Here is a 17,122-nt window from a genome sequence, read left to right on the forward strand (position 1 = left end):
ACGATATCCCTAGTCCATAGGGTCGGTATCGGCATAAACGGATATGCCGCGGTTTTGCTTGTCCTGCTGGGCGCAGCGCAGCAGATGGGCCACCAGCCGGCGCATGGACCGGTCGTTGCGGGCGCTCACCGTCACCCGGTAGCGGTAACGGTTGTTCACCTTGGCCACCGACGCCGGCGCCGGGCCCAGAATCTGTACCGGCCGCTCCCGCCACTCCGGCCCCCGCAGCCACGCCTCCAGCGTCTCCCGCAGCCGGAGACAGGCCCGAAAAACCGCGCCCTCCTCCAGCCCCGAGGCCGTGAGCACAAAGAGATCCCGGAAGGGCGGACAGCCCCGCAGCCGGCGCATCTCAATTTCCTGGCGGTAAAAGCTCCCGTAATCCTGCCGGGCCGCCAGGGTAATCACGTCGTTTTCCGGCGTAAAGGTCTGGATCATGGCCTGGCCGGTCTTGCTCCCCCGGCCGGCACGGCCCACCACCTGGGTGAGCAGCGAAAAGGTCCGCTCCGCCGCCCGGTAGTCGTCCAGATAGAGGGACTGGTCCGCCGAAATGACCCCCACCAGGGTGACATTTTCAAAGTCCAGCCCCTTGGCCACCATCTGGGTGCCCACCAGAATGGGGACCTTCTCCTGCCGGAACCGGTCCAGCAGCGCCTCGTGGGAGTGGGTGGCCGACACCGCGTCGGCGTCCAGCCGTAAAATCTCCGTGTGGGGAAAAAGGCTCTCCAGCTCGCTCTGCACCCGCTGGGTCCCCGCCCCCTGAAAGCTCAGCAGCCCGCCGCATTGGGGGCAGCTCCGGGGCAGAGGCTCCGAGTGGCCGCAGTAGTGGCACATCAGCCGTCCGTTGGCCGAGTGATAGGTGAGATACACCGAGCACCGGGGACAAGTGGGCACTGCCCCGCACTCGCCGCAGCTCACCATCCGGCTGGCGCCCCGCCGGTTGAGGAACAAAATGCTCTGCTCCCCACGGGCCAGATTCTCCTCCAGCGCCCGGCGCAGCGGCGCGCTGATGGAGCCTCCGTTGCCCCCTCTCAGCTCCTCCTTCAGGTCCACGATCTCCACCGAAGGCAGCTTTTGTCGGTTATACCGCCGGGACAGGGTGAAGAGATGGTATACCCCCGTTTGGGCCTGGTACATACTCTCCACCGACGGGGTGGCCGAGCCCAGCACCAGCAGGGCGTTCCAGCGGGCGCAGCGGTATTTGGCCACCTCCTGGGCGTGGTATTTGGGCACCTGCTCCGATTTGTAGCTGCCCTCCTGCTCCTCGTCCAGCACCACCAGCCCCAGGTCCGACAGCGGCGCGAACACCGCCGAACGGGTGCCCACCACTACCCTTGCCGCCCCCGACCGGATGCGCTTCCATTCGTCATACCGCTCCCCCGCCCGCAGAGAGCTGTGGAGCACCGCCACACCGCTCCCAAAATGGGCCGTAAAGAGCCGCAGCAGCTGGGGCGTCAGGGCGATCTCGGGCACCAGCACCAAGGCGCTTTTCCCCCGGTCCAGGGTGGCTTGAATGAGCTTGAGATAGACCTGGGTCTTGCCGCTACCCGTCACCCCCCACAAAAGCGCCGCGGCGGCCCGCCCGGCGGACGCCAGCGCGTCCAGACCCTCAAAGGCTCGCTGCTGCTCTTCGTTGAGTGTCACCGGCTCCGCCGCCTCCACCGGTCCCGGGTCCACCCGGCGGAAGGCCTCCCGCTCCTCCAGCGTGAGGATGCCGCTTTTGGCCAGGGAGCGGAGCGTGGCCATGGAAGCGCCGGTAAAGTAGCAAAGCTCCTTGGCCGACGCCTCCCCCAGCGCGCACAGCAGCTCGGTGACCGCGTAGCGCATGGGCGCGGTCCGGCGCCGTGGCGAGACCTGGGCCAGCGCCTCTTCCGGCGGAATGGCCAGCACCGCCACCCGCTCCCGCTTGTCTCCCACCCCCCGGGACGCGCTGGTCTCCAGCGCCAGAACCCCCCGCTCGGTGAGACGGCGCAGCGCCGGACCCGGGTCCCTGGCCCCAAAGGCCGCCCGGATGTGCCCCAGCTCCGCCGAACCGCCGGCGGCGTAGAGCAGCTCCACCACCTTCTGGGCCAGCTCCGATTTGCCCGCCGCCGCCTCCGCCTGGGCCTGGCTCACCTCCGGCCGGACCCGGTAGCGGTTCTGAAGGGAAAAATAGAGCCCCGCCGGCAGCATGGCCCGGGCGGCTTCATACACCGTGCAAAAATACCGCTCCGCCATCCACACCGCCAAATGCAGCCCCTCCTCCTCCAGCACCGGCTGTTCGTCCAGCTGGGTCAGCACCGGCTTGCACTTCTCCGGCGGCGTCTGGAGCGGCTCCATCGACAGCACGATCCCCTCCGTCCGGCGGTTGCCCGCCCCAAAGGGTACCAGTACCCGCATCCCGGCCCGCAGCGTGGGGGCCAGTCCCTGTGGAACCAGGTAGGTATAGGGCTTATCAATGGCATAGGTGGCCGCCGAAAGGGCCACACGGGCCGCCAACACGCCCCCTTCCATCCCGGTACCTCCTCTCTGTCAGCCAAAAAGGCAAGCGTCAGCGGCCACCGGCCCCGGCGCTTGCCTTCCGTCTTGGGTCAATCCTCGTCCGCCTGGGGGATCACCTTGCCCTCGGCCACCTCCCGGATGGCGATGGACACCGATTTATCGTCCAGAGGAACGCCGGTCTTTTCCGCCTCGCTGGCGATCTGCCGGGCCCGCTGGGCCACCACATTCACCAGCATATAACGGCTGGGCACCTGGGCCAGTAAATCCTTCATTGCAGGGTAGAGCATCATATTCCATCAGTCTCCTTTTCAGTCTCTTCACTCACACGTCGTCCACCAGGTGCATCCGGTTGCGGACGCGGCAGTCCTCCGCCGTCAGAATGGCGATGATTTCCGCCGCCGCCTGGCTCACCTTGTCGTTTACCACCAGATAGTCATAAGACGGGATGTTCCGGTATTCCTCCCGGGCCCGCTGAAGCCGCCCGCTGATGACGTCCTCCGGGTCGGTGGCCCGGCCATGCAGCCGGCGGGACAGCTCCTCAAAGGAGGGCGGGATAATGAAGATCAGCACCGCCTCCGGACACTTGGCCCGCACCGTCGCCGCGCCCTGGACCTCGATGTCCAGCAGCACGTCGATCCCCGCCGCCAGCTTGTCCTGGATGACCTTCAGCGAGGTGCCGTAATAGTTGTGCATATACTCGGCGTATTCCAGCAGCTCCTCCCGGGCAATCATCCCTTCAAACGTCTCCCGGGAGACAAAGTTGTAATTCACGCCGTCGGCCTCGCCCACCCGCGGGGTACGGGTGGTAAAGGACACCGAAAAATACATGTCCCGCCGCTCCCCCAGCAGCTCGGCGATCACCGTGCTCTTTCCCACCCCGGACGGGCCGGAAAGCACGATCAGCTGTCCCTTCTGCTTTTTCTTCTTCATCCCTGCGATTCCTCCTCCGACACGCCCAGACGCTGCCCCACTTCCTCCGGCTCCAGCGCCGAGAGCAGCACATGGTCGCTGTCCAGCACCAGCACCGCCCGGGTCCGGCGGCCAAAGCTGGCGTCGATCAGGTTGCCCCGCTCCCGGGCCTCCTGGATCAGGCGCTTGATGGGCGCCGACTCCGGACTGATAACCGCCAGCACCCGCTCCGCCGCCACCAGACTGCCAAAGCCTATGTTCACCAGCCTCATACCCGCCTCACTCGATGTTCTGGATCTGCTCGCGGATCTTCTCGATCTCGCCCTTGATGTCCACGACGATGCCGGCGGTCTCCACGTCGCTGCATTTGGAGCCGATGGTATTGGCCTCCCGGTTGAACTCCTGGATCAGGAAGTCCAGCTTGCGCCCCACCGGGCCTTCCGACCGGAGCATCTGGCGCAGCTGGGAGAGATGGCTGCGCAGGCGGACGGTCTCCTCGTCCACCGCCACCTTGTCCGCAAAAATAGCCGCCTCGGTCAGGATGCGGCTCTCATCCAGCTGGGTGTTTTGCAGCACCTCGGTGATGCGGGCGGTGAGCCGGGCCCGATAATCGGCCACGATGCCCGGACTCCGCGCCTCCACCCGGCCGGTGAGGGCCTCGATGGTGTCAGCCCGGCAGGCCACGTCCTGCTCCAGCTTTTCCCCTTCCCGGGTGCGCATGGCGTCAAAGTCGGCCAGGGCCAGCGACAGCACGGCGCAGATGTCCGCCGCCACCGCCTTCACGTCCTCCTCGTTCTTCTCCACCAGAAACACGTCGGGGAACCGGGAGAGGAGCGACACCGTGATCTCATCCTTCAGGCCGTAGCTCTCCCGCATCTCCCGCAGCGCCCGGTAGTACCCGTCCGCCACCGGACGGTTGAGCGACACCTTGACGTCCCCTTCCTCCGACGGGCCCAGCGTGACGAATACATCCACCTTTCCCCGGCTGATGGTCCCCTGTACCAGAGATTTGATGGCCTCCTCGGCAAAGACGTAAAGCCGGGGCAGCTTGATATTACAGTCCAGATACCGGTTGTTCACCGACCGGACCTCCACCGTGATCTTGCGGCCGCCGCGGACCTCTTCGCCGCGTCCATAGCCGGTCATGCTCTTGACCACAGACTTCCCTTCCTTCTTGCAGATGGTATCTTTAGATTATACCAGATCTTCCGCCCCTTGAAAAGAGGGCGGCACAGACGGAATTACCGGAACAGATACCGGTGGACCCGCGCCATATAAAATCCGATCAGCTTGGTAAAGCCGTAGTCGTAGACCACAAACACCGCCGTACCCACTCCGTACACCAGTGGCGTGCTGTCCAGCGCCGCGGGCAGGAAGGGGGTCAGCACCTCCCCGGCCAAAAACCACAGCACGCTCAGCATCCCGTAGAAAAAGGCCAGCTTTCCCAGCCAGCGCTGCCATTGATGAGCCAGCCGTTCCGCCGCCGATTTCACCATGGGATAAAGGCCGAAAAAGAGGAGATACAGCAGGGCGTTCCCCTTGTCCGGCAGCAGCAGCAGGGCCAGCAGTCCCGAGGCCCCGTAGCACAAAAGTCCCGCCTTGATCCCGCCCGCCGAGATCACCGCCGCCGCCGGCAGCAATCCCGCCGCCGCCACCAGGCCCATCCGGCCGGTGGGGAGATAGCAGGACCCAAAGAGTACCGCCAGCGACAGCGCCGTCAGCACCGCGCCCGCGGCCAGGCGTCTGGTCTGTGCGCCCCGGCCCATCTCAGTTGCACCCGCCGCACAGGCAGTTGAGACACATCAGCCCCGCGCAGCAGTCGCAGGCGTCCATTCCGCCCCCGTAGCCGTAGGGCTGATACGCCTGCCCCCCCTGCTGCATCCGGGCCAGAGCCTGCCGGTACTCCCCGTTGGAGGGGTCCATGTAACAGGCCGTCTGATAGTGCTGCATGGCCTCGTCCAGCCAGCCCTTCCGGTAGGCGATGCTGCCCATCAGAAAATGCCACTCCCCGTTCTGGGCCGGGGCGGTGCGCAGCAACTGCTCCGCCCGGTTCAGATCCCCCAGATTGATGGCCTGGCGCACCTGCTGATACACCCCGTGGCTGCCCTGCCCGCCGGCATTGGACGCGCTCTGATAGCTCCCCTGATAGCCGCCGCTCTGGTAGCTCTGCCCGCCGCCGGCCCGCTCCTTGGTGATCTGGTCGTAGGCCTCGTTGATCTCCTTCATCTTCTCCTCGGCCAGGTCCGCCAGAGGATTGTTCTGATAGTTGTCCGGATGGTACTTGCGGGCAAGCTCCCGATAAGCCCGCTTGACCTGCTCGTCAGTGGCGCTGGGCTCCACACCCAACACCCGGTAGGGATCGGTCATGGTGTTTTGTCTCCTATCTTGTATGATTTCTCTCTTATTAGGACGACAAGGGGTCCCGCCGGCCCTTCCGGCTCCCCCACCGTCCCTCCAGTACCAGGCGTTCCACCGCCGGAAGGCCCAGATACAGAATGTTGTCCACAATGCCCCGCCATTGGCCCAGCTCCACCAGCTGAGATGCGGAACCGGCCAGCGCACGGGAGTGGCGCAGCGTCAGCGCCAGCGCCTCCCGGCTCTCCTCCTCCGCGCCGGAAAAGCGAAGGGCAATGGGATTGTAGCGCCCCTTCTCCCGGTCCTCCGCCAGATCGTCCCAGGCGTCCACCAGATAGATCCACCGGCCCAGGTGGTACAAAAGCTGATACATGGCCCGGTCCGGACCGTCCCGGCCCGTCACCGGACCCGCCCCCGCCAGCAGACGGGCAAAGGCGTCCGCCGGCCGGTCGATGGAGGGCGTCCGGTCCCGCTCCAGATCGTGAAGCTCCGTCAGGCACTCCTTTACCGTTTTGTCAAAGTCCGGACAGTCCGCCCGGGCCCTGCGGTAGGCCCGCCCCAGCGCCAGGGAAAGACCCCGGGCCAAAAAACGCTCCCACCAGTTCCCGTCGGCCAGGGTGTCCTGTAACTTCCACCAGGCCAGGATCACGCTCTCCCCCGCTGCCCGGTCCATCCCCGGATGGGGGGCGGTGCAGGGCTTCTTCCCGCACCACAGCCTGGCCGGACAGCGGCACCGGGTCCGCCCCGGTCCCTCCGCCGGCGGCAGAAGGAGCATGGCCAGCAGCGTAAAGTCGTAGCTGAGAAAAAAACGGGACAAAAAACCGTATTTCCGACCCATGGCGGTACACAGGCCGCAGTATACCGCCTGATAGCTCTCCCACTCCCGCACCTTCAGCTCGGCGCGGAGGGGCCGTACATAGCCGAACACCTCAGCCGCGCAGGATCTCGGTGATGCGGAAGGCGTTCTGCCGGCTCCGCTTCACCTGCCGGTCCAGCAGCACCGCGCCGCACAGCCCCAGCAAAAAGCCCGCGATGGCCGCGGCGATGGCGCCGCTCTCGCTGCCAAACAGTCCGCCGACCAGATAGTAGCCCACGAAAAAGAGGAGAAAGGGAACCAGATAGACCACCGCCGCGATGCGCAGGATGCCCTTGGAGTCGCTCTCCACCCGGACCGTATCCCCCGGCTCCGCTTGGACCGGGTTGGCCGCCACCGTGGTCACCTCCATCTGGACCAGCATCTCGCTGCATCCGCCGCCGCACTGGGAGCAGTCGTGGCCGCAGGCCGACTTCCGCGGCACCGCGACCTCCGCCCGCCCATCGGCCAAAAGGCGCTTTACTCTTGCCGTTTGTACCATGTCAACTCCTCTTTCCCCTTCACTCCCGCTGTACCGACACCGATACCCGGTAGGAGCCTACCACGCCCACGTCGCTGCTGCCGTTGAGATAGATCTGCACCGGCACCGTCTGACTGCCCACCGCGGTGACGCCGCTCAAATCGGCCACCACCCGCAGCTGGGAGGCAATTACAGACTCCACCGCCTCGGCGTCCTCACCCCGGATCTGCACCTGAAAGGACTGGGTCACCACAGTGGCGGTGTACCCCTCGGGCAGGTTGGCCTGCTCGATGCTCCCCGTCTCCACCTCGATGGTCCGGGAGGTCAGACCGCTCAGCTTGACCGTCACCGTGGCCTGGGTCACCCCGCTGACGTTGGTCAGCTCGCTGTCCAACTGGATGGGGATGGTATATTCCTCCTGGGTATAGATCTGGCTCAGGTCGATGATCTTGGGCAGGGTGATCTCGGTGAGGCCCTCCAGTGCGCTGGCACTCCCCGCCACGGTGATCGACTTGGGCTCGATGTCCACCTCCGCGTGGTCGGCCGTGGCTCCGCCTCCCGCCTTCAGGTCCACCGTCAGCTTGACCTCCTTGGTCTGCACCACCGGCAGCGTCACCTGCACCGTATCCATGTCCACCGCCAGGTGGAGGGCTTCCTGATCCAGCATCTGGCCGTCCGTCCCCACCAGCTGCACCGGCAGCTCGCCGGTGTAGGTCTCCGACAGGGGCGCCTCGCTGCTCACCACCACCACCGCGTGGTCCACCTGGTTCACCGCCGACGACTCGCCGCTCACCGAGACGGTGCCCGGTACAATGGAGAATTCCCCAATCTGGTAGCCGTCGGCCACCACTACGTCGCTGTCCAGACGGCCCTGCACCTCCACATTGCGCTCAACGAGACGGGCAACCGTAAAGGTGATCTCCTTGTTCTCCGTCAGGTCGGTCACGCTGGAGCTGGAAACCGTATTGGGCGTCACCAGCCGGTAGGTGCTGGTATATTCCTTGGGGTCCTCAATCTTGGAGACGTCCACCACAACGCTCACCGTGTCGCTGTTGAACTTGAAGAGAGAGCTGCGGTTGACCCGCAGCTTCAGGTTGACCGTCTGGTCCGCTCCTTCGGTAATCATCAGCATCCGGTCGGCCAGGTCGTCCTTCCCCTCAAAGACCACGGGGATATTGTAGAGCTCCACCGTGGTCTCCACATTCAGGTCGGAGCCCACATACATCCACATGATGATGGCCACCAGAACAGAGAGGATGGCGTAGGTCCATTTACTTTCCTTGATTTTCTCCACTCTGTTCTCCTCCTTTCATGCCCTTGAGCCGGTTGCGGAGCCAGCTGAATTTCTGCTCCTCGCTCTCCTGCCGGGGCAGCAGCTCGTTGCGCAGCAGCCGCTCCAGCGTCTCGGGGGCCAGATGGCGCTTGAGCATCCCGCCCACCGCCACCGAAATGGAGCCCGTCTCCTCCGAGACGATGGCCACCACCGCATCGGAGTGTTCACTGGCGCCGATGCCTGCCCGGTGGCGCATCCCCAGATCCCGGGACAAATTTACGTTGCCCGACAGGGGCAGCACGCAGCCCGCGCCCACAATGCGCCCGTTGCGCACGATGACCGCGCCGTCATGGAGGGGCGCCTTGTTCCAGAAAAGATTTTTCAAAAGCTCGCTGTTGACCTCGCATTCCAGGGCGGTGCCCGTCTTGATGCAGTCGTCAAAGCGGTTCTTCCGCTCAAAGACCATCAGCGCGCCGGTCTTGCTCTTGGAAAGGGAGGTGTACGCCTCCACCGTCTGCTGGATGGCGTGCTCAATCTCGTCGGGGGCGTTGGGATGGCCCATCAGGTCCCCCAGCCGGCTGCTGCCCATCTGCTCCAAAAATTTGCGGATCTCCGGCTGGAACAGGATCACCAGGGCCAGAACGCCCCAGGATACCACCTGGTTGAGCAGAAAGTTCAATGTATAGAGCTCGAAAAACTCCGACAGTCCCGCCGCCACCAGCACCAGCACCACGCCCTTGGCTACCTGGCCGGTACTGGTCCGCCGGACCAGCATCATCACTTTATAGATCAGAAGGGCGATGATGCCAACGTCGATGATGTCCGCAATATGGATCAGCCGCAGAACACTGATCACATTTTGCAGGATCTGAAGAAAATATTCCATGTGCAACGCTCCATTCCCGGTCTTTTGCCGTCTCTCCGGTACACACATGCCGCCGATCGGCCTTCCATCCATCCAACGCCGGTCTATTCAGCAGTCAATATTATACTTTGTTTCTCCTCCATTGGCAATACGGCAACCATTAAATTTCTATGAATTCAGTGCTCTAATTGTCCATTTTGCACCGTATGCCCAGGGATTTTCCGAGGAGAATCGGCGCTTTTCTCATGGAGCCCCCTTTCCGCCGGACAGCCGCCGCACCCCCCGCCCTCCCGCGGCATAGGATGGGGCGAGAGGAGCGTTCTGCCATGGTCTATTATCTCATCCTTTGCCGTTCCCTGACCTACGCCCAGCGGACGGCCACCGCCCTGGAGCGGGCGGGCATCACCGCCTATATCCTCCGTTCCCCCAAGCGCATCGCCGGCGAGGGCTGCGGCTATTCGGTCAAAATCGCCGAACGGAACCTGGCCGCCGCCCTTCTGGCCCTCCGCCGGGCGGAATTGACCCCGAAACAGGTCTACCTCACCGCCGGAGACGGCAGCTATCGGGAGGTGCTGTTATGATCTATCTGGACTGCGCCGCCACCACCCTCCAAAAGCCGCCCGCCGTGGTCCGGGCCGCCGCCTGGGCCGTGGGACGCCTGGCCACTCCGGGACGGGGCGGACATCCCGCCGCCGCCCAGGCCGCCGCCCTCGCCTTCCGCTGCCGGGAGGAGGCCGCCGCCCTCTTCGGCGTGGCCGATCCGGAGCGGGTCATCTTTACCGCCAACGCCACCCACGCGCTCAACATCGCCATACGGTCCCTGGTGCCGCCGGGCGGACGGGTGGTCCTCTCCGGCTGGGAGCACAACGCCGTGACGCGGCCTCTGGCCGCCCTGGACGCCAAGGTCCGCATCGCGGCCACCCCCCTCTTTCGTCCTCAGGCGGCGCTGGACGCCTTCCGGGCAGCCGTTGAGCCTGGCGTGGACGCCGTGATATGCACCCATGTGTCCAATGTGTTCGGCTATACCCTCCCCGTGGCGGACATCGCCGCCCTCTGCCGGCAGCGCGGGGTACCCCTCATCGTGGACGCCGCCCAATCCGCCGGCTGTCTGCCCCTGGATCTGGACGGTTGGGGCGCCGCCTTTATCGCCATGCCGGGACATAAGGGGCTGTACGGTCCCCAGGGCACCGGGCTTTTGCTGTGCGGACGGCAGGTCCGGACTGCGCCGCTGCTGTATGGCGGCACCGGCAGCGCCTCTGCCAGTCCCGAAATGCCCCCTTTCCTCCCCGATCGGCTGGAGGCCGGTACTCATAATATGCCCGGAATTGCCGGACTGCTGCAGGGCCTGCGTTTTGTGCGATGCATGGGCACGGGGCGAATTCTGGCCCACGAGCGGCGGCTGACGGCCCAGGCCGCCGGCGGGCTGAAGAGGCTTTCGAGGGTACGGGTCTTTTCCGGCCCCGCCCAGACCGGGGTGCTCTCCTTTCAGATAGCGGGTGTGGACTGCGAAGAAGCCGCCGCGCGGCTGGGGCAGATGGGCATTGCGGTCCGGGCCGGGCTCCACTGCGCGCCCATGGCCCACGAGTCGGGGGGAACCTTTGAGGAGGGGACGGTGCGGGCCAGCTTCTCCGCCTTCAATACCCAAGGGGAGGCGGCCCGGCTGGTGCGCTGTGTGGCCCGGCTGACAGGGCGTTAAAAAACAGGCGGAGCGAATGGATCAGGGCCATTGCTCTGCCTGTTTGGATGGTTGGACAGGTTGTGTCCGGGTTTTAGGCGGGCATGGGACTTTTGTCCGCTGCGGCGGACGGCCAGGGGCGCTGCCCCTGGACCCCGCCGCTTTTTGCAAAAAGCGGCCAAAAACTCAAATCTCCTCCAAAAGAGCCACCGCGTGCGCCGCCATTCCCTCGCCCGCGCCGGTAAAGCCCAGTCCTTCCTCCGTGGTGGCTTTGACATTGACCCGGTCCGACGAAAGGCCCAGATGCCGGGCCAGATTGGCCCGCATCTGCGGAATGTGGGGGGCCAGCTTGGGCCGCTGGGCCAAAATCGTGGCGTCCACGTTGCCCACCCGGAAGCCTTTTTCCGAAAGCATCTCCATGACCTTGTCCAGCAAAAGCAGGCTGTCCGCCCCCGCATAGGCCGGGTCCGTGTCCGGAAAGGCGTGGCCGATGTCCCAAAGACCGGCCGCGCCCAGCAGCGCGTCCATCACCGCATGGGTCAGTACGTCCGCGTCGGAGTGGCCCAGCAGACCCTTTTCGTAGGGGATGTCCACGCCCCCCAGAATCAATGCCCGGCCTTGTGTCAGTTTATGTACGTCGTAACCGTGTCCGATGCGCATATGCTTCTTCCTTTCAGCTCTGCCGCCAGGACAGCAGGGCCTCCGCCACTGCCAGATCCTCCGGTGTGGTGATTTTGATGTTGGTGTAGTCGCCCTCCGTCAGGAATACCTGCATCCCCAGGCGCTCCACCGCCGAGCAGTCGTCCGTGATGGGGGCTCCCTCCTCCACCGCCTTGCCCAGCGCGCCCCGGATCAGATCCGCCGCGAAAACCTGGGGCGTCTGAACCGCGAACAGCGCCGACCGGTCCGGCGTCTCCTCCACCAGACCGTCATGAGCCCGCTTGACCGTGTCCTTCAGCGGTACCGCCGGCGCCGCCGCTCCACGCTCCCACGCCATGCGGATGGCCCCGTCAATCACCGCCGGCGTGACCAGGGGACGGGCTCCGTCATGAATGGCCACCAGCTCGGTCTCCTCCGGCAGCGCCCGAATGCCCCGCAGCACCGACTCCGCCCGGCTGGCGCCCCCCACCACCACCTTGCTCACCTTGGAGAGCGCCCCCTCCCGGCAGAGCTGGCTGATGGGCACCATCAGGTCCTCCCGGGTCACCACCACGATCTCCGTGATCCAGGCGCTGCGCTCCAGCGCCCGCAGAGTATGCACCAGCACCGGTACTCCGTCCAGCGGCAGCAGGATCTTGTCCTGCCCGCCCATCCGGGTGGACGACCCCGCCGCCGGTACCACCGCCGCGCAGCGCGGCGCCTCCCCTTCCTCCCGGCCAAAGAGCCGCTTCAAAAATCCTGCCATGCGCTTCCTCCCCTTCCACACGAAAAAGGAGCCCGGAGGGGCTCCCTGTTCCGATGCCGAAATGACCGCCCGATTCAGGCCAGCGCCTGCTCGACCCGGGCTTCCACGTCCTCATATTTGGCGTTCTGGGCCAAAACCAGCTCAGAGATCAGGATCTGCTTGGCCGAGTGGAGCATCTTCCGCTCCCCGGTGGACAGGCCCCGCTCTCCTTCCCGCTGTACCAGGCCCTTGATGACCCGCGCTACCTCCAGCAAATCGCCGCTCTTCAGCCGGGCCATGTTCTCCCGGTAGCGCTGGTTCCAGTTGGAGGTCATCTCCACCTGGATGCTGGAGAGCTGCGCGATGATGCGCTCCGCTTCCTCGCCCGGTACGATGGGCCGTACCCCAATCTCCGCGCAGTGCTCGGTGGGTACCATGACCATCATACCGCCTACCGGCAGCTTGAGGATATAGTATTCCCGCACCACGCCGTCCACCTTTTTTTGTACGATGCTGTCTACCACGCCAGCACCATGCATCGGATGGACGATCTTATCTCCGATCTGAAACATGATACTCACCTCCTGATTCCGGTTGCTTCCCTAAAATTGTAAGGCTTCGCTATTACACTTTGTATTATACGCCTTTTTGGGCGTTTTGGCAAGGAAATTTACCGAAAATTTTCCTGTTCTTTCGTTTCTCTGTATCTTCTCGCGGAAAAAACAGCGTACGGAAAAGGTCCGCACCCACCGGAGCGGGTGCGGACCTTCTTGTGTCCTGCGTATGCGTTTGGGGGATGGGCCTTACTCGGCGTCCGCGCCCTGGACGTCGTCCAGCAGCGCACGGATGGACAGAGAGACCTTCTTCTTCTCGTAGTCGATGTCGGTGATCTTCACGTCCACCATATCGCCCTCGGCCAGCACGTCGCCGGGCTTGTCGATGCGGTGGTCGGCGATCTGGGAAATGTGGATCAGGCCGTCCACGCCGGGCACGACCTCGGCAAAGGCGCCGAAGGTCATCAGCTTCACCACACGGACGTTGGCCACGTCGCCCACACTGTACTTGTCGGTGAACACGGCCCAGGGGTCCTGATTGCGGTCCTTCATGCCCAGAGAGATCTTCTTCTTCTCGGTGTCGAAGGAGATGACGTACACCTCAACGGCGTCGCCCACCTTCACCACCTCGGAGGGATGCTTGATGCGGCTCCAGGACAGCTCGGAGATGTGGACCATGCCGTCCACGCCGCCGATGTCCACGAAGGCGCCGTAAGAGGTGAGGGACTTCACCACGCCGGCGTAGCGCTTGCCTACCTCGATGTTGTTCCACACCTCGGCGGCCTTGGCGGCGCGCTCCTCGGCCTGCACGGCACGGATGGAGCCCACCACGCGCTTGCGGGCACGGTTGACCTCGGTGATGCGCAGGCGGACCTTCTGCTTGACCAGCTCGGTCATGGCAGCGTCCCGGGGCAGACCGGTCTGGGACGCGGGGATAAACACACGGATACCCTTCACGTTGGCAACCACGCCGCCCTTGTTCTCCTCGGTGATGAGGCCCTCGACCACGGTCTTTTCCTCGCGGGCCTGCTCGATGTCCTCCCAGTTCTTGACCGAGTCAAGACGCTTCTTGGACAGGGTGACCACACCCTCCTGATCGTTGACCCGCATCACGTAGGTCTCGATCTCATCGCCGATCTTCACGATGTCCTCGACCTTTACAGTGGGATCGTCGGTCAGCTCGGAGACCGGTATGTAACCGGCCTGCTTGGCGCCCAGATCCACATAGATCTCAGTCGGCGTGATGCCAGTGACGACGCCAGTGACCTTCTCCCCTGTATTTAAAGTTTTGATCGACTTCTCCAGCATTTCAGCAAAGGATTCTTCGATCTCCATGTTTTCTTCGCTCATTTTGTCATAGACCTCCTTTATAATCCACCCGGGCGTGGACGCACCCGCGGTGATTCCAACAGAAGCCTTCCCGTACAGGTTGGAAGGTTCCAGTTCCTCCGCCCGTTCGATCCACAAGACCGTCGGACAGAGAGCCGCGCAAAGCTCGGCTAGGCGCCGTGTGTTGGAGCTCTCCCGGCTGCCAATGACGATCATGGCCTCATTCCGGGCCGCCAGCTCCTGAGCCTCGGCCTGTCGTTTACACGTAGCATTACATATTGTATCAGATATTTTGATATTTGTACACTCTTTTTTTGCTTTTTTTATACACCGCTCCCACCGCTCTCTGGTAGAAGTGGTTTGTGATACCATCGCCAGCGGCATCCGGCAGCGGCGCGGGTCCGCCGCCAGCCAGTCCCCCAGCGCCTCCGGGCCGTCCAGCACCACCGCGTTGGTGCACCATCCCGCGATGGCCTGGATCTCCGGGTGGCTGGGACTGCCGATGATGAGAGGACACCGCCCCTCCGCCTCCGCCTGGGCCACCAGCTTGTGGATGCGGGAGACGTTGGGACAGGTGGTGTCGATGATCTCCGCGCCTCTGGCCTGGAGGGCGTCATAGACCGCCTTCCCCTCCCCGTGGGAGCGGATGATGACCGCGCTCCCCGCCGGCGCGTCCTCCGGACGTTCCACCACCGATACCCCCTGGGCCTCCAGCGCCTCAATGACGCTGTTGTTGTGGATGATGTGCCCCAGCATCACGCAGGGACGGCCCGACGCCGCCGCCTGCTGGGCCACCTCCACCGCCCGGCGCACCCCGTAGCAAAAGCCCGCCGATTTGGCCAGCTCCACCTTCATCCGATCTTCTCCTCCAGCGCGTCGATCCGGTTCATGAGATCGGCGGTAATGGCCTCATACTCCTCCGGCGTGCCCTTTCTCGTCTCGGTCTTGGGAAAATATGGCTCGCCGAACACCACCGGCGTGGGACGGAACAAGTTCTTTTTCTCCGGGATGTACACCGGCAGGATGGGCACCCCGCACCGCACCGCCAGCATGGCGGCTCCCGCCTTGGGGTCCCGCACGTCGCCCCGGCTCTTGCGCACCCGGTGGCCCTCCGGATAGACCAGCACCTTCTCGCCGCCCCGCAGATACTTCATCGCCGTGCGGATGGCGCCCACGTCGGCGCTCCCCCGGTCCACGCCGAACACCCCCGCCTTGCGCAGCAAAAAGCCCACCACCGGCAGGCGGGTCAGCTCCACCTTCGCCATGGGCCGTACCTGGCACTTCTCCCGGGTGACCGCGTAGACCAGCATCAGCGGGTCCGCCGCGCTGGTGTGGTTGCCACAGATCATGCAGCCCCCCTCCGGAATATTCTCCCGGCCGATGGCCTTCACCGGGTGGATGAGGTTCATAAAGGGCCATACGGCCGTATATATCATCGTATACCAAGTTTCGGTCTTCATTGCGCAAGCTGCCTCCTTATCAAATTGAGCAGGAGGTCCAAGCTCTCCTCCTGGCTTTTGCCGGTGGTATCCACCGCCACCGCGTCCTCCGCCTGGCGCAGCGGCGCGGCGGTACGGCTGGTGTCCCGCTCGTCCCGGGCCACGATGTCCCGCAGGACGGTCTCATAGTCTACCTCCGTCCCCCGCAGCAGCAGCTCCTCATATCTCCGCCTGGCACGCTCCTCCGCCGTGGCCGTGAGAAAAATCTTCACGTCCGCGCCGGGCAGCACCACCGTGCCGATGTCCCGGCCGTCCATCACCACATCGCGGCTGGCCGCCAGGTCCCGCTGCATATCCATCAAAAAGGTCCGCACCGCCGGAATCGCCGACACCGCCGACGCCCCCGCCGACACCGCCGGCGTGCGGATCTCCTCCGTTACGTCCGCCCCGTCCAGGTACATGTGCTGCAATCCGTCCGCCCCGTACCCCAGGTCGATCTTGATCCCATGCAGCACCTCCAGTACGTCGGCGCTGTTGGCCGGGTCGATCCCCCGGCGCAGCGCCGCCAAAGCCAGCGTGCGGTAAATCGCGCCGGTATCCACATACAAAAAGCCCAGCGCCTTGGCAATCTGACGGGCCAGGGTACTCTTTCCGGCCCCGGACGGTCCGTCGATGGCGATGCTCTTCTTCGACATGTCCACTGCTCCTTTATTCTCTGTCTTCCGCGCAGAAAAGCGCGGCGCTCTCTCCGGCCGCCCGACCGCTGGACCAGGCCACCTGCAAATTAAAGCCGCCGGTATATCCGTCCACGTCCAGCAGTTCCCCGGCCAGATAAAGACCGGGCAGCTTTTTGGACGCCATGGTGTGGGGGTCCACCTCGCTGACCTTTACCCCGCCGCTGGTGACAATGGCCTCGGCGATGGGCCGGGGACCGGTGATGTCCACCCGGAACCCCTTCAGCTCCTCCAGAAGCCGGCGGCGCTGGGCCCTGGTCACCCCGTTCACCGACAGGTCCCCGGGAATCCCACACCGCTCCGCCATCACCGGCACCATCAGCCGGGGCAGCAAGCCCTCCAGCACGTTGTGAAACGCCCGGTTGGGCTGGGCCGCAAAGTCCCGCAGCAGCCGCTGGTCCAGCTTCTCCTCGTCCAGCGCCGGCTTTAAGTCGATCCACACCGTGTACCGGTCCTTCTCAAACTCCCGCATATGGGCCGAGGCGCTGAGGATCAGCGGCCCGGTGACGCCAAAATGGGTGAAGAGCATCTCCCCCTGCTCGGCGTAGACCACCTTTTTCTTCTGATTCTTCACCCGGACGGCCACGTTGCGCAGGGAAAGGCCCTGCATCCTCCGGCAGTCCTCTCCCGCCGCCTCCAGCGGCACCAGAGAGGGCTTGGGCGGGATGATCGTATGTCCCGCCGCCGCGGCCATGGCGTATCCGTCGCCGGTGGAGCCGGTCAGCGGATAGGAGGCTCCGCCGGTGGCCAGCACCACCGCCTTGCCCCGGACCGTCCCGTGGACCCCCCGCAC

The 17,122-nt window shown here is 64.6% G+C and carries 20 protein-coding genes; 2 read left to right on the plus strand and 18 right to left on the minus strand.

Annotated elements, in window-relative coordinates:
• Positions 1-9 precede the first annotated feature (9 nt).
• The 11 genes from priA to cdaA form a co-directional block, all read right to left on the minus strand.
• Entirely contained in the window at positions 10-2,490 is a 2,481-nt protein-coding gene (gene priA, locus H7U37_RS08585) for a replication restart helicase PriA (RefSeq protein ID WP_204875131.1), read from the minus strand.
• Between the two features lie 77 nt (positions 2,491-2,567).
• Positions 2,568-2,768, minus strand: coding sequence for a DNA-directed RNA polymerase subunit omega (gene rpoZ, locus H7U37_RS08590; protein WP_204875132.1), 201 nt, complete (start codon positions 2,766-2,768; stop codon positions 2,568-2,570).
• A 31-nt stretch (positions 2,769-2,799) separates the two neighbouring features.
• Positions 2,800-3,408 (minus strand): guanylate kinase, encoded by a 609-nt coding sequence (gene gmk, locus H7U37_RS08595; RefSeq protein ID WP_204875134.1) that lies wholly within the window; start codon positions 3,406-3,408, stop codon positions 2,800-2,802.
• Positions 3,405-3,659 (minus strand): DUF370 domain-containing protein, encoded by a 255-nt coding sequence (locus tag H7U37_RS08600; protein ID WP_204875136.1) that lies wholly within the window; start codon positions 3,657-3,659, stop codon positions 3,405-3,407. The genes gmk and H7U37_RS08600 overlap by 4 nt, the downstream gene beginning before the upstream one ends.
• A gap of 7 nt (positions 3,660-3,666) precedes the next feature.
• Positions 3,667-4,545: a YicC/YloC family endoribonuclease gene (locus H7U37_RS08605; protein ID WP_338049808.1), complete on the minus strand. Its 879-nt coding sequence runs from the start codon at positions 4,543-4,545 to the stop codon at positions 3,667-3,669.
• 83 nt (positions 4,546-4,628) lie between these two features.
• On the minus strand, positions 4,629-5,153 hold the full coding sequence (locus H7U37_RS08610) for a hypothetical protein (RefSeq protein WP_204875138.1): 525 nt from the start codon (positions 5,151-5,153) through the stop codon (positions 4,629-4,631).
• 1 nt (position 5,154) lies between these two features.
• The gene (locus H7U37_RS08615) at positions 5,155-5,754 is read right to left on the minus strand and encodes a J domain-containing protein (protein WP_204875140.1); all 600 of its coding nucleotides are present in this window, start codon (positions 5,752-5,754) and stop codon (positions 5,155-5,157) included.
• Between the two features lie 37 nt (positions 5,755-5,791).
• Positions 5,792-6,670, minus strand: coding sequence for a DUF5685 family protein (locus H7U37_RS08620; protein ID WP_204875142.1), 879 nt, complete (start codon positions 6,668-6,670; stop codon positions 5,792-5,794).
• A gap of 1 nt (position 6,671) precedes the next feature.
• Positions 6,672-7,097, minus strand: coding sequence for a SoxR reducing system RseC family protein (locus H7U37_RS08625; RefSeq protein WP_204875144.1), 426 nt, complete (start codon positions 7,095-7,097; stop codon positions 6,672-6,674).
• Positions 7,098-7,116: 19 nt separating this feature from the next.
• Complete coding sequence (locus H7U37_RS16065; protein ID WP_204875146.1) at positions 7,117-8,370, minus strand: CdaR family protein; 1,254 nt, start codon at positions 8,368-8,370, stop codon at positions 7,117-7,119.
• A complete protein-coding gene (gene cdaA, locus H7U37_RS08635; protein ID WP_204875148.1) occupies positions 8,348-9,235 on the minus strand; it encodes a diadenylate cyclase CdaA in 888 nt (295 codons plus the stop codon). Before cdaA ends, H7U37_RS16065 begins: the two co-directional genes overlap by 23 nt.
• Before the next feature lie 305 nt (positions 9,236-9,540).
• Between cdaA and H7U37_RS08640 the strand changes: the two genes are divergently transcribed.
• Both H7U37_RS08640 and H7U37_RS08645 read left to right on the plus strand, forming a co-directional pair.
• Positions 9,541-9,795 carry a putative Se/S carrier protein gene (locus tag H7U37_RS08640; protein WP_204875149.1) on the plus strand — a complete coding sequence of 85 codons (255 nt, stop codon included), beginning with the start codon at positions 9,541-9,543 and terminating at the stop codon, positions 9,793-9,795.
• On the plus strand, positions 9,792-10,910 hold the full coding sequence (locus H7U37_RS08645; RefSeq protein WP_204875150.1) for an aminotransferase class V-fold PLP-dependent enzyme: 1,119 nt from the start codon (positions 9,792-9,794) through the stop codon (positions 10,908-10,910). The genes H7U37_RS08640 and H7U37_RS08645 overlap by 4 nt, the downstream gene beginning before the upstream one ends.
• Positions 10,911-11,075: 165 nt before the next feature.
• On the opposite strand, the gene ispF is transcribed toward H7U37_RS08645, so the two are convergent.
• The 7 genes from ispF to H7U37_RS08680 all read right to left on the minus strand — a co-directional run.
• Positions 11,076-11,549 (minus strand): 2-C-methyl-D-erythritol 2,4-cyclodiphosphate synthase, encoded by a 474-nt coding sequence (gene ispF / locus H7U37_RS08650; RefSeq protein ID WP_204875151.1) that lies wholly within the window; start codon positions 11,547-11,549, stop codon positions 11,076-11,078.
• A 13-nt stretch (positions 11,550-11,562) separates the two neighbouring features.
• Positions 11,563-12,294 (minus strand): 2-C-methyl-D-erythritol 4-phosphate cytidylyltransferase, encoded by a 732-nt coding sequence (gene ispD / locus H7U37_RS08655; protein ID WP_204875152.1) that lies wholly within the window; start codon positions 12,292-12,294, stop codon positions 11,563-11,565.
• Between the two features lie 74 nt (positions 12,295-12,368).
• Positions 12,369-12,845, minus strand: a complete 477-nt coding sequence (locus H7U37_RS08660) for a CarD family transcriptional regulator (protein WP_204875153.1) — start codon at positions 12,843-12,845, stop codon at positions 12,369-12,371.
• Between the two features lie 231 nt (positions 12,846-13,076).
• Positions 13,077-15,011: a bifunctional 4-hydroxy-3-methylbut-2-enyl diphosphate reductase/30S ribosomal protein S1 gene (locus H7U37_RS08665; RefSeq protein ID WP_204875154.1), complete on the minus strand. Its 1,935-nt coding sequence runs from the start codon at positions 15,009-15,011 to the stop codon at positions 13,077-13,079.
• Entirely contained in the window at positions 15,008-15,565 is a 558-nt protein-coding gene (locus tag H7U37_RS08670) for a lysophospholipid acyltransferase family protein (RefSeq protein WP_243414281.1), read from the minus strand. Before H7U37_RS08670 ends, H7U37_RS08665 begins: the two co-directional genes overlap by 4 nt.
• Positions 15,566-15,612: 47 nt before the next feature.
• Positions 15,613-16,290: a (d)CMP kinase gene (gene cmk / locus H7U37_RS08675; RefSeq protein WP_204875157.1), complete on the minus strand. Its 678-nt coding sequence runs from the start codon at positions 16,288-16,290 to the stop codon at positions 15,613-15,615.
• A 13-nt stretch (positions 16,291-16,303) separates the two neighbouring features.
• Positions 16,304-17,122 (minus strand): BaiN/RdsA family NAD(P)/FAD-dependent oxidoreductase (locus H7U37_RS08680; RefSeq protein ID WP_204875159.1); only part of this gene is annotated, 819 nt, incomplete at its 5' end.

Origin of the sequence: Pseudoflavonifractor phocaeensis, from assembly GCF_016901735.1 — a bacterium.
Lineage (GTDB): Bacteria > Bacillota > Clostridia > Oscillospirales > Oscillospiraceae > Pseudoflavonifractor_A.

Excerpts from the sequence above, each read along its gene's own strand:
- H7U37_RS08640 (WP_204875149.1), top strand. The coding sequence starts at position 9,541 with ATGGTCTATTATCTCATCCTTTGCCGTTCCCTGACCTACGCCCAGCGG.
- H7U37_RS08625 (WP_204875144.1), bottom strand. The coding sequence starts at position 7,097 with ATGGTACAAACGGCAAGAGTAAAGCGCCTTTTGGCCGATGGGCGGGCG.
- H7U37_RS08665 (WP_204875154.1), bottom strand. The coding sequence starts at position 15,011 with ATGAAGGTGGAGCTGGCCAAATCGGCGGGCTTTTGCTACGGGGTGCGC.
- H7U37_RS08615 (WP_204875140.1), bottom strand. The coding sequence starts at position 5,754 with ATGACCGATCCCTACCGGGTGTTGGGTGTGGAGCCCAGCGCCACTGAC.
- H7U37_RS08645 (WP_204875150.1), top strand. The coding sequence starts at position 9,792 with ATGATCTATCTGGACTGCGCCGCCACCACCCTCCAAAAGCCGCCCGCC.
- H7U37_RS08670 (WP_243414281.1), bottom strand. The coding sequence starts at position 15,565 with ATGAACCTCATCCACCCGGTGAAGGCCATCGGCCGGGAGAATATTCCG.
- cdaA (WP_204875148.1), bottom strand. The coding sequence starts at position 9,235 with ATGGAATATTTTCTTCAGATCCTGCAAAATGTGATCAGTGTTCTGCGG.
- H7U37_RS08600 (WP_204875136.1), bottom strand. The coding sequence starts at position 3,659 with ATGAGGCTGGTGAACATAGGCTTTGGCAGTCTGGTGGCGGCGGAGCGG.
- H7U37_RS08660 (WP_204875153.1), bottom strand. The coding sequence starts at position 12,845 with ATGTTTCAGATCGGAGATAAGATCGTCCATCCGATGCATGGTGCTGGC.
- priA (WP_204875131.1), bottom strand. The coding sequence starts at position 2,490 with ATGGAAGGGGGCGTGTTGGCGGCCCGTGTGGCCCTTTCGGCGGCCACC.
- ispF (WP_204875151.1), bottom strand. The coding sequence starts at position 11,549 with ATGCGCATCGGACACGGTTACGACGTACATAAACTGACACAAGGCCGG.
- rpoZ (WP_204875132.1), bottom strand. The coding sequence starts at position 2,768 with ATGATGCTCTACCCTGCAATGAAGGATTTACTGGCCCAGGTGCCCAGC.
- cmk (WP_204875157.1), bottom strand. The coding sequence starts at position 16,290 with ATGTCGAAGAAGAGCATCGCCATCGACGGACCGTCCGGGGCCGGAAAG.
- gmk (WP_204875134.1), bottom strand. The coding sequence starts at position 3,408 with ATGAAGAAGAAAAAGCAGAAGGGACAGCTGATCGTGCTTTCCGGCCCG.
- H7U37_RS08610 (WP_204875138.1), bottom strand. The coding sequence starts at position 5,153 with ATGGGCCGGGGCGCACAGACCAGACGCCTGGCCGCGGGCGCGGTGCTG.
- ispD (WP_204875152.1), bottom strand. The coding sequence starts at position 12,294 with ATGGCAGGATTTTTGAAGCGGCTCTTTGGCCGGGAGGAAGGGGAGGCG.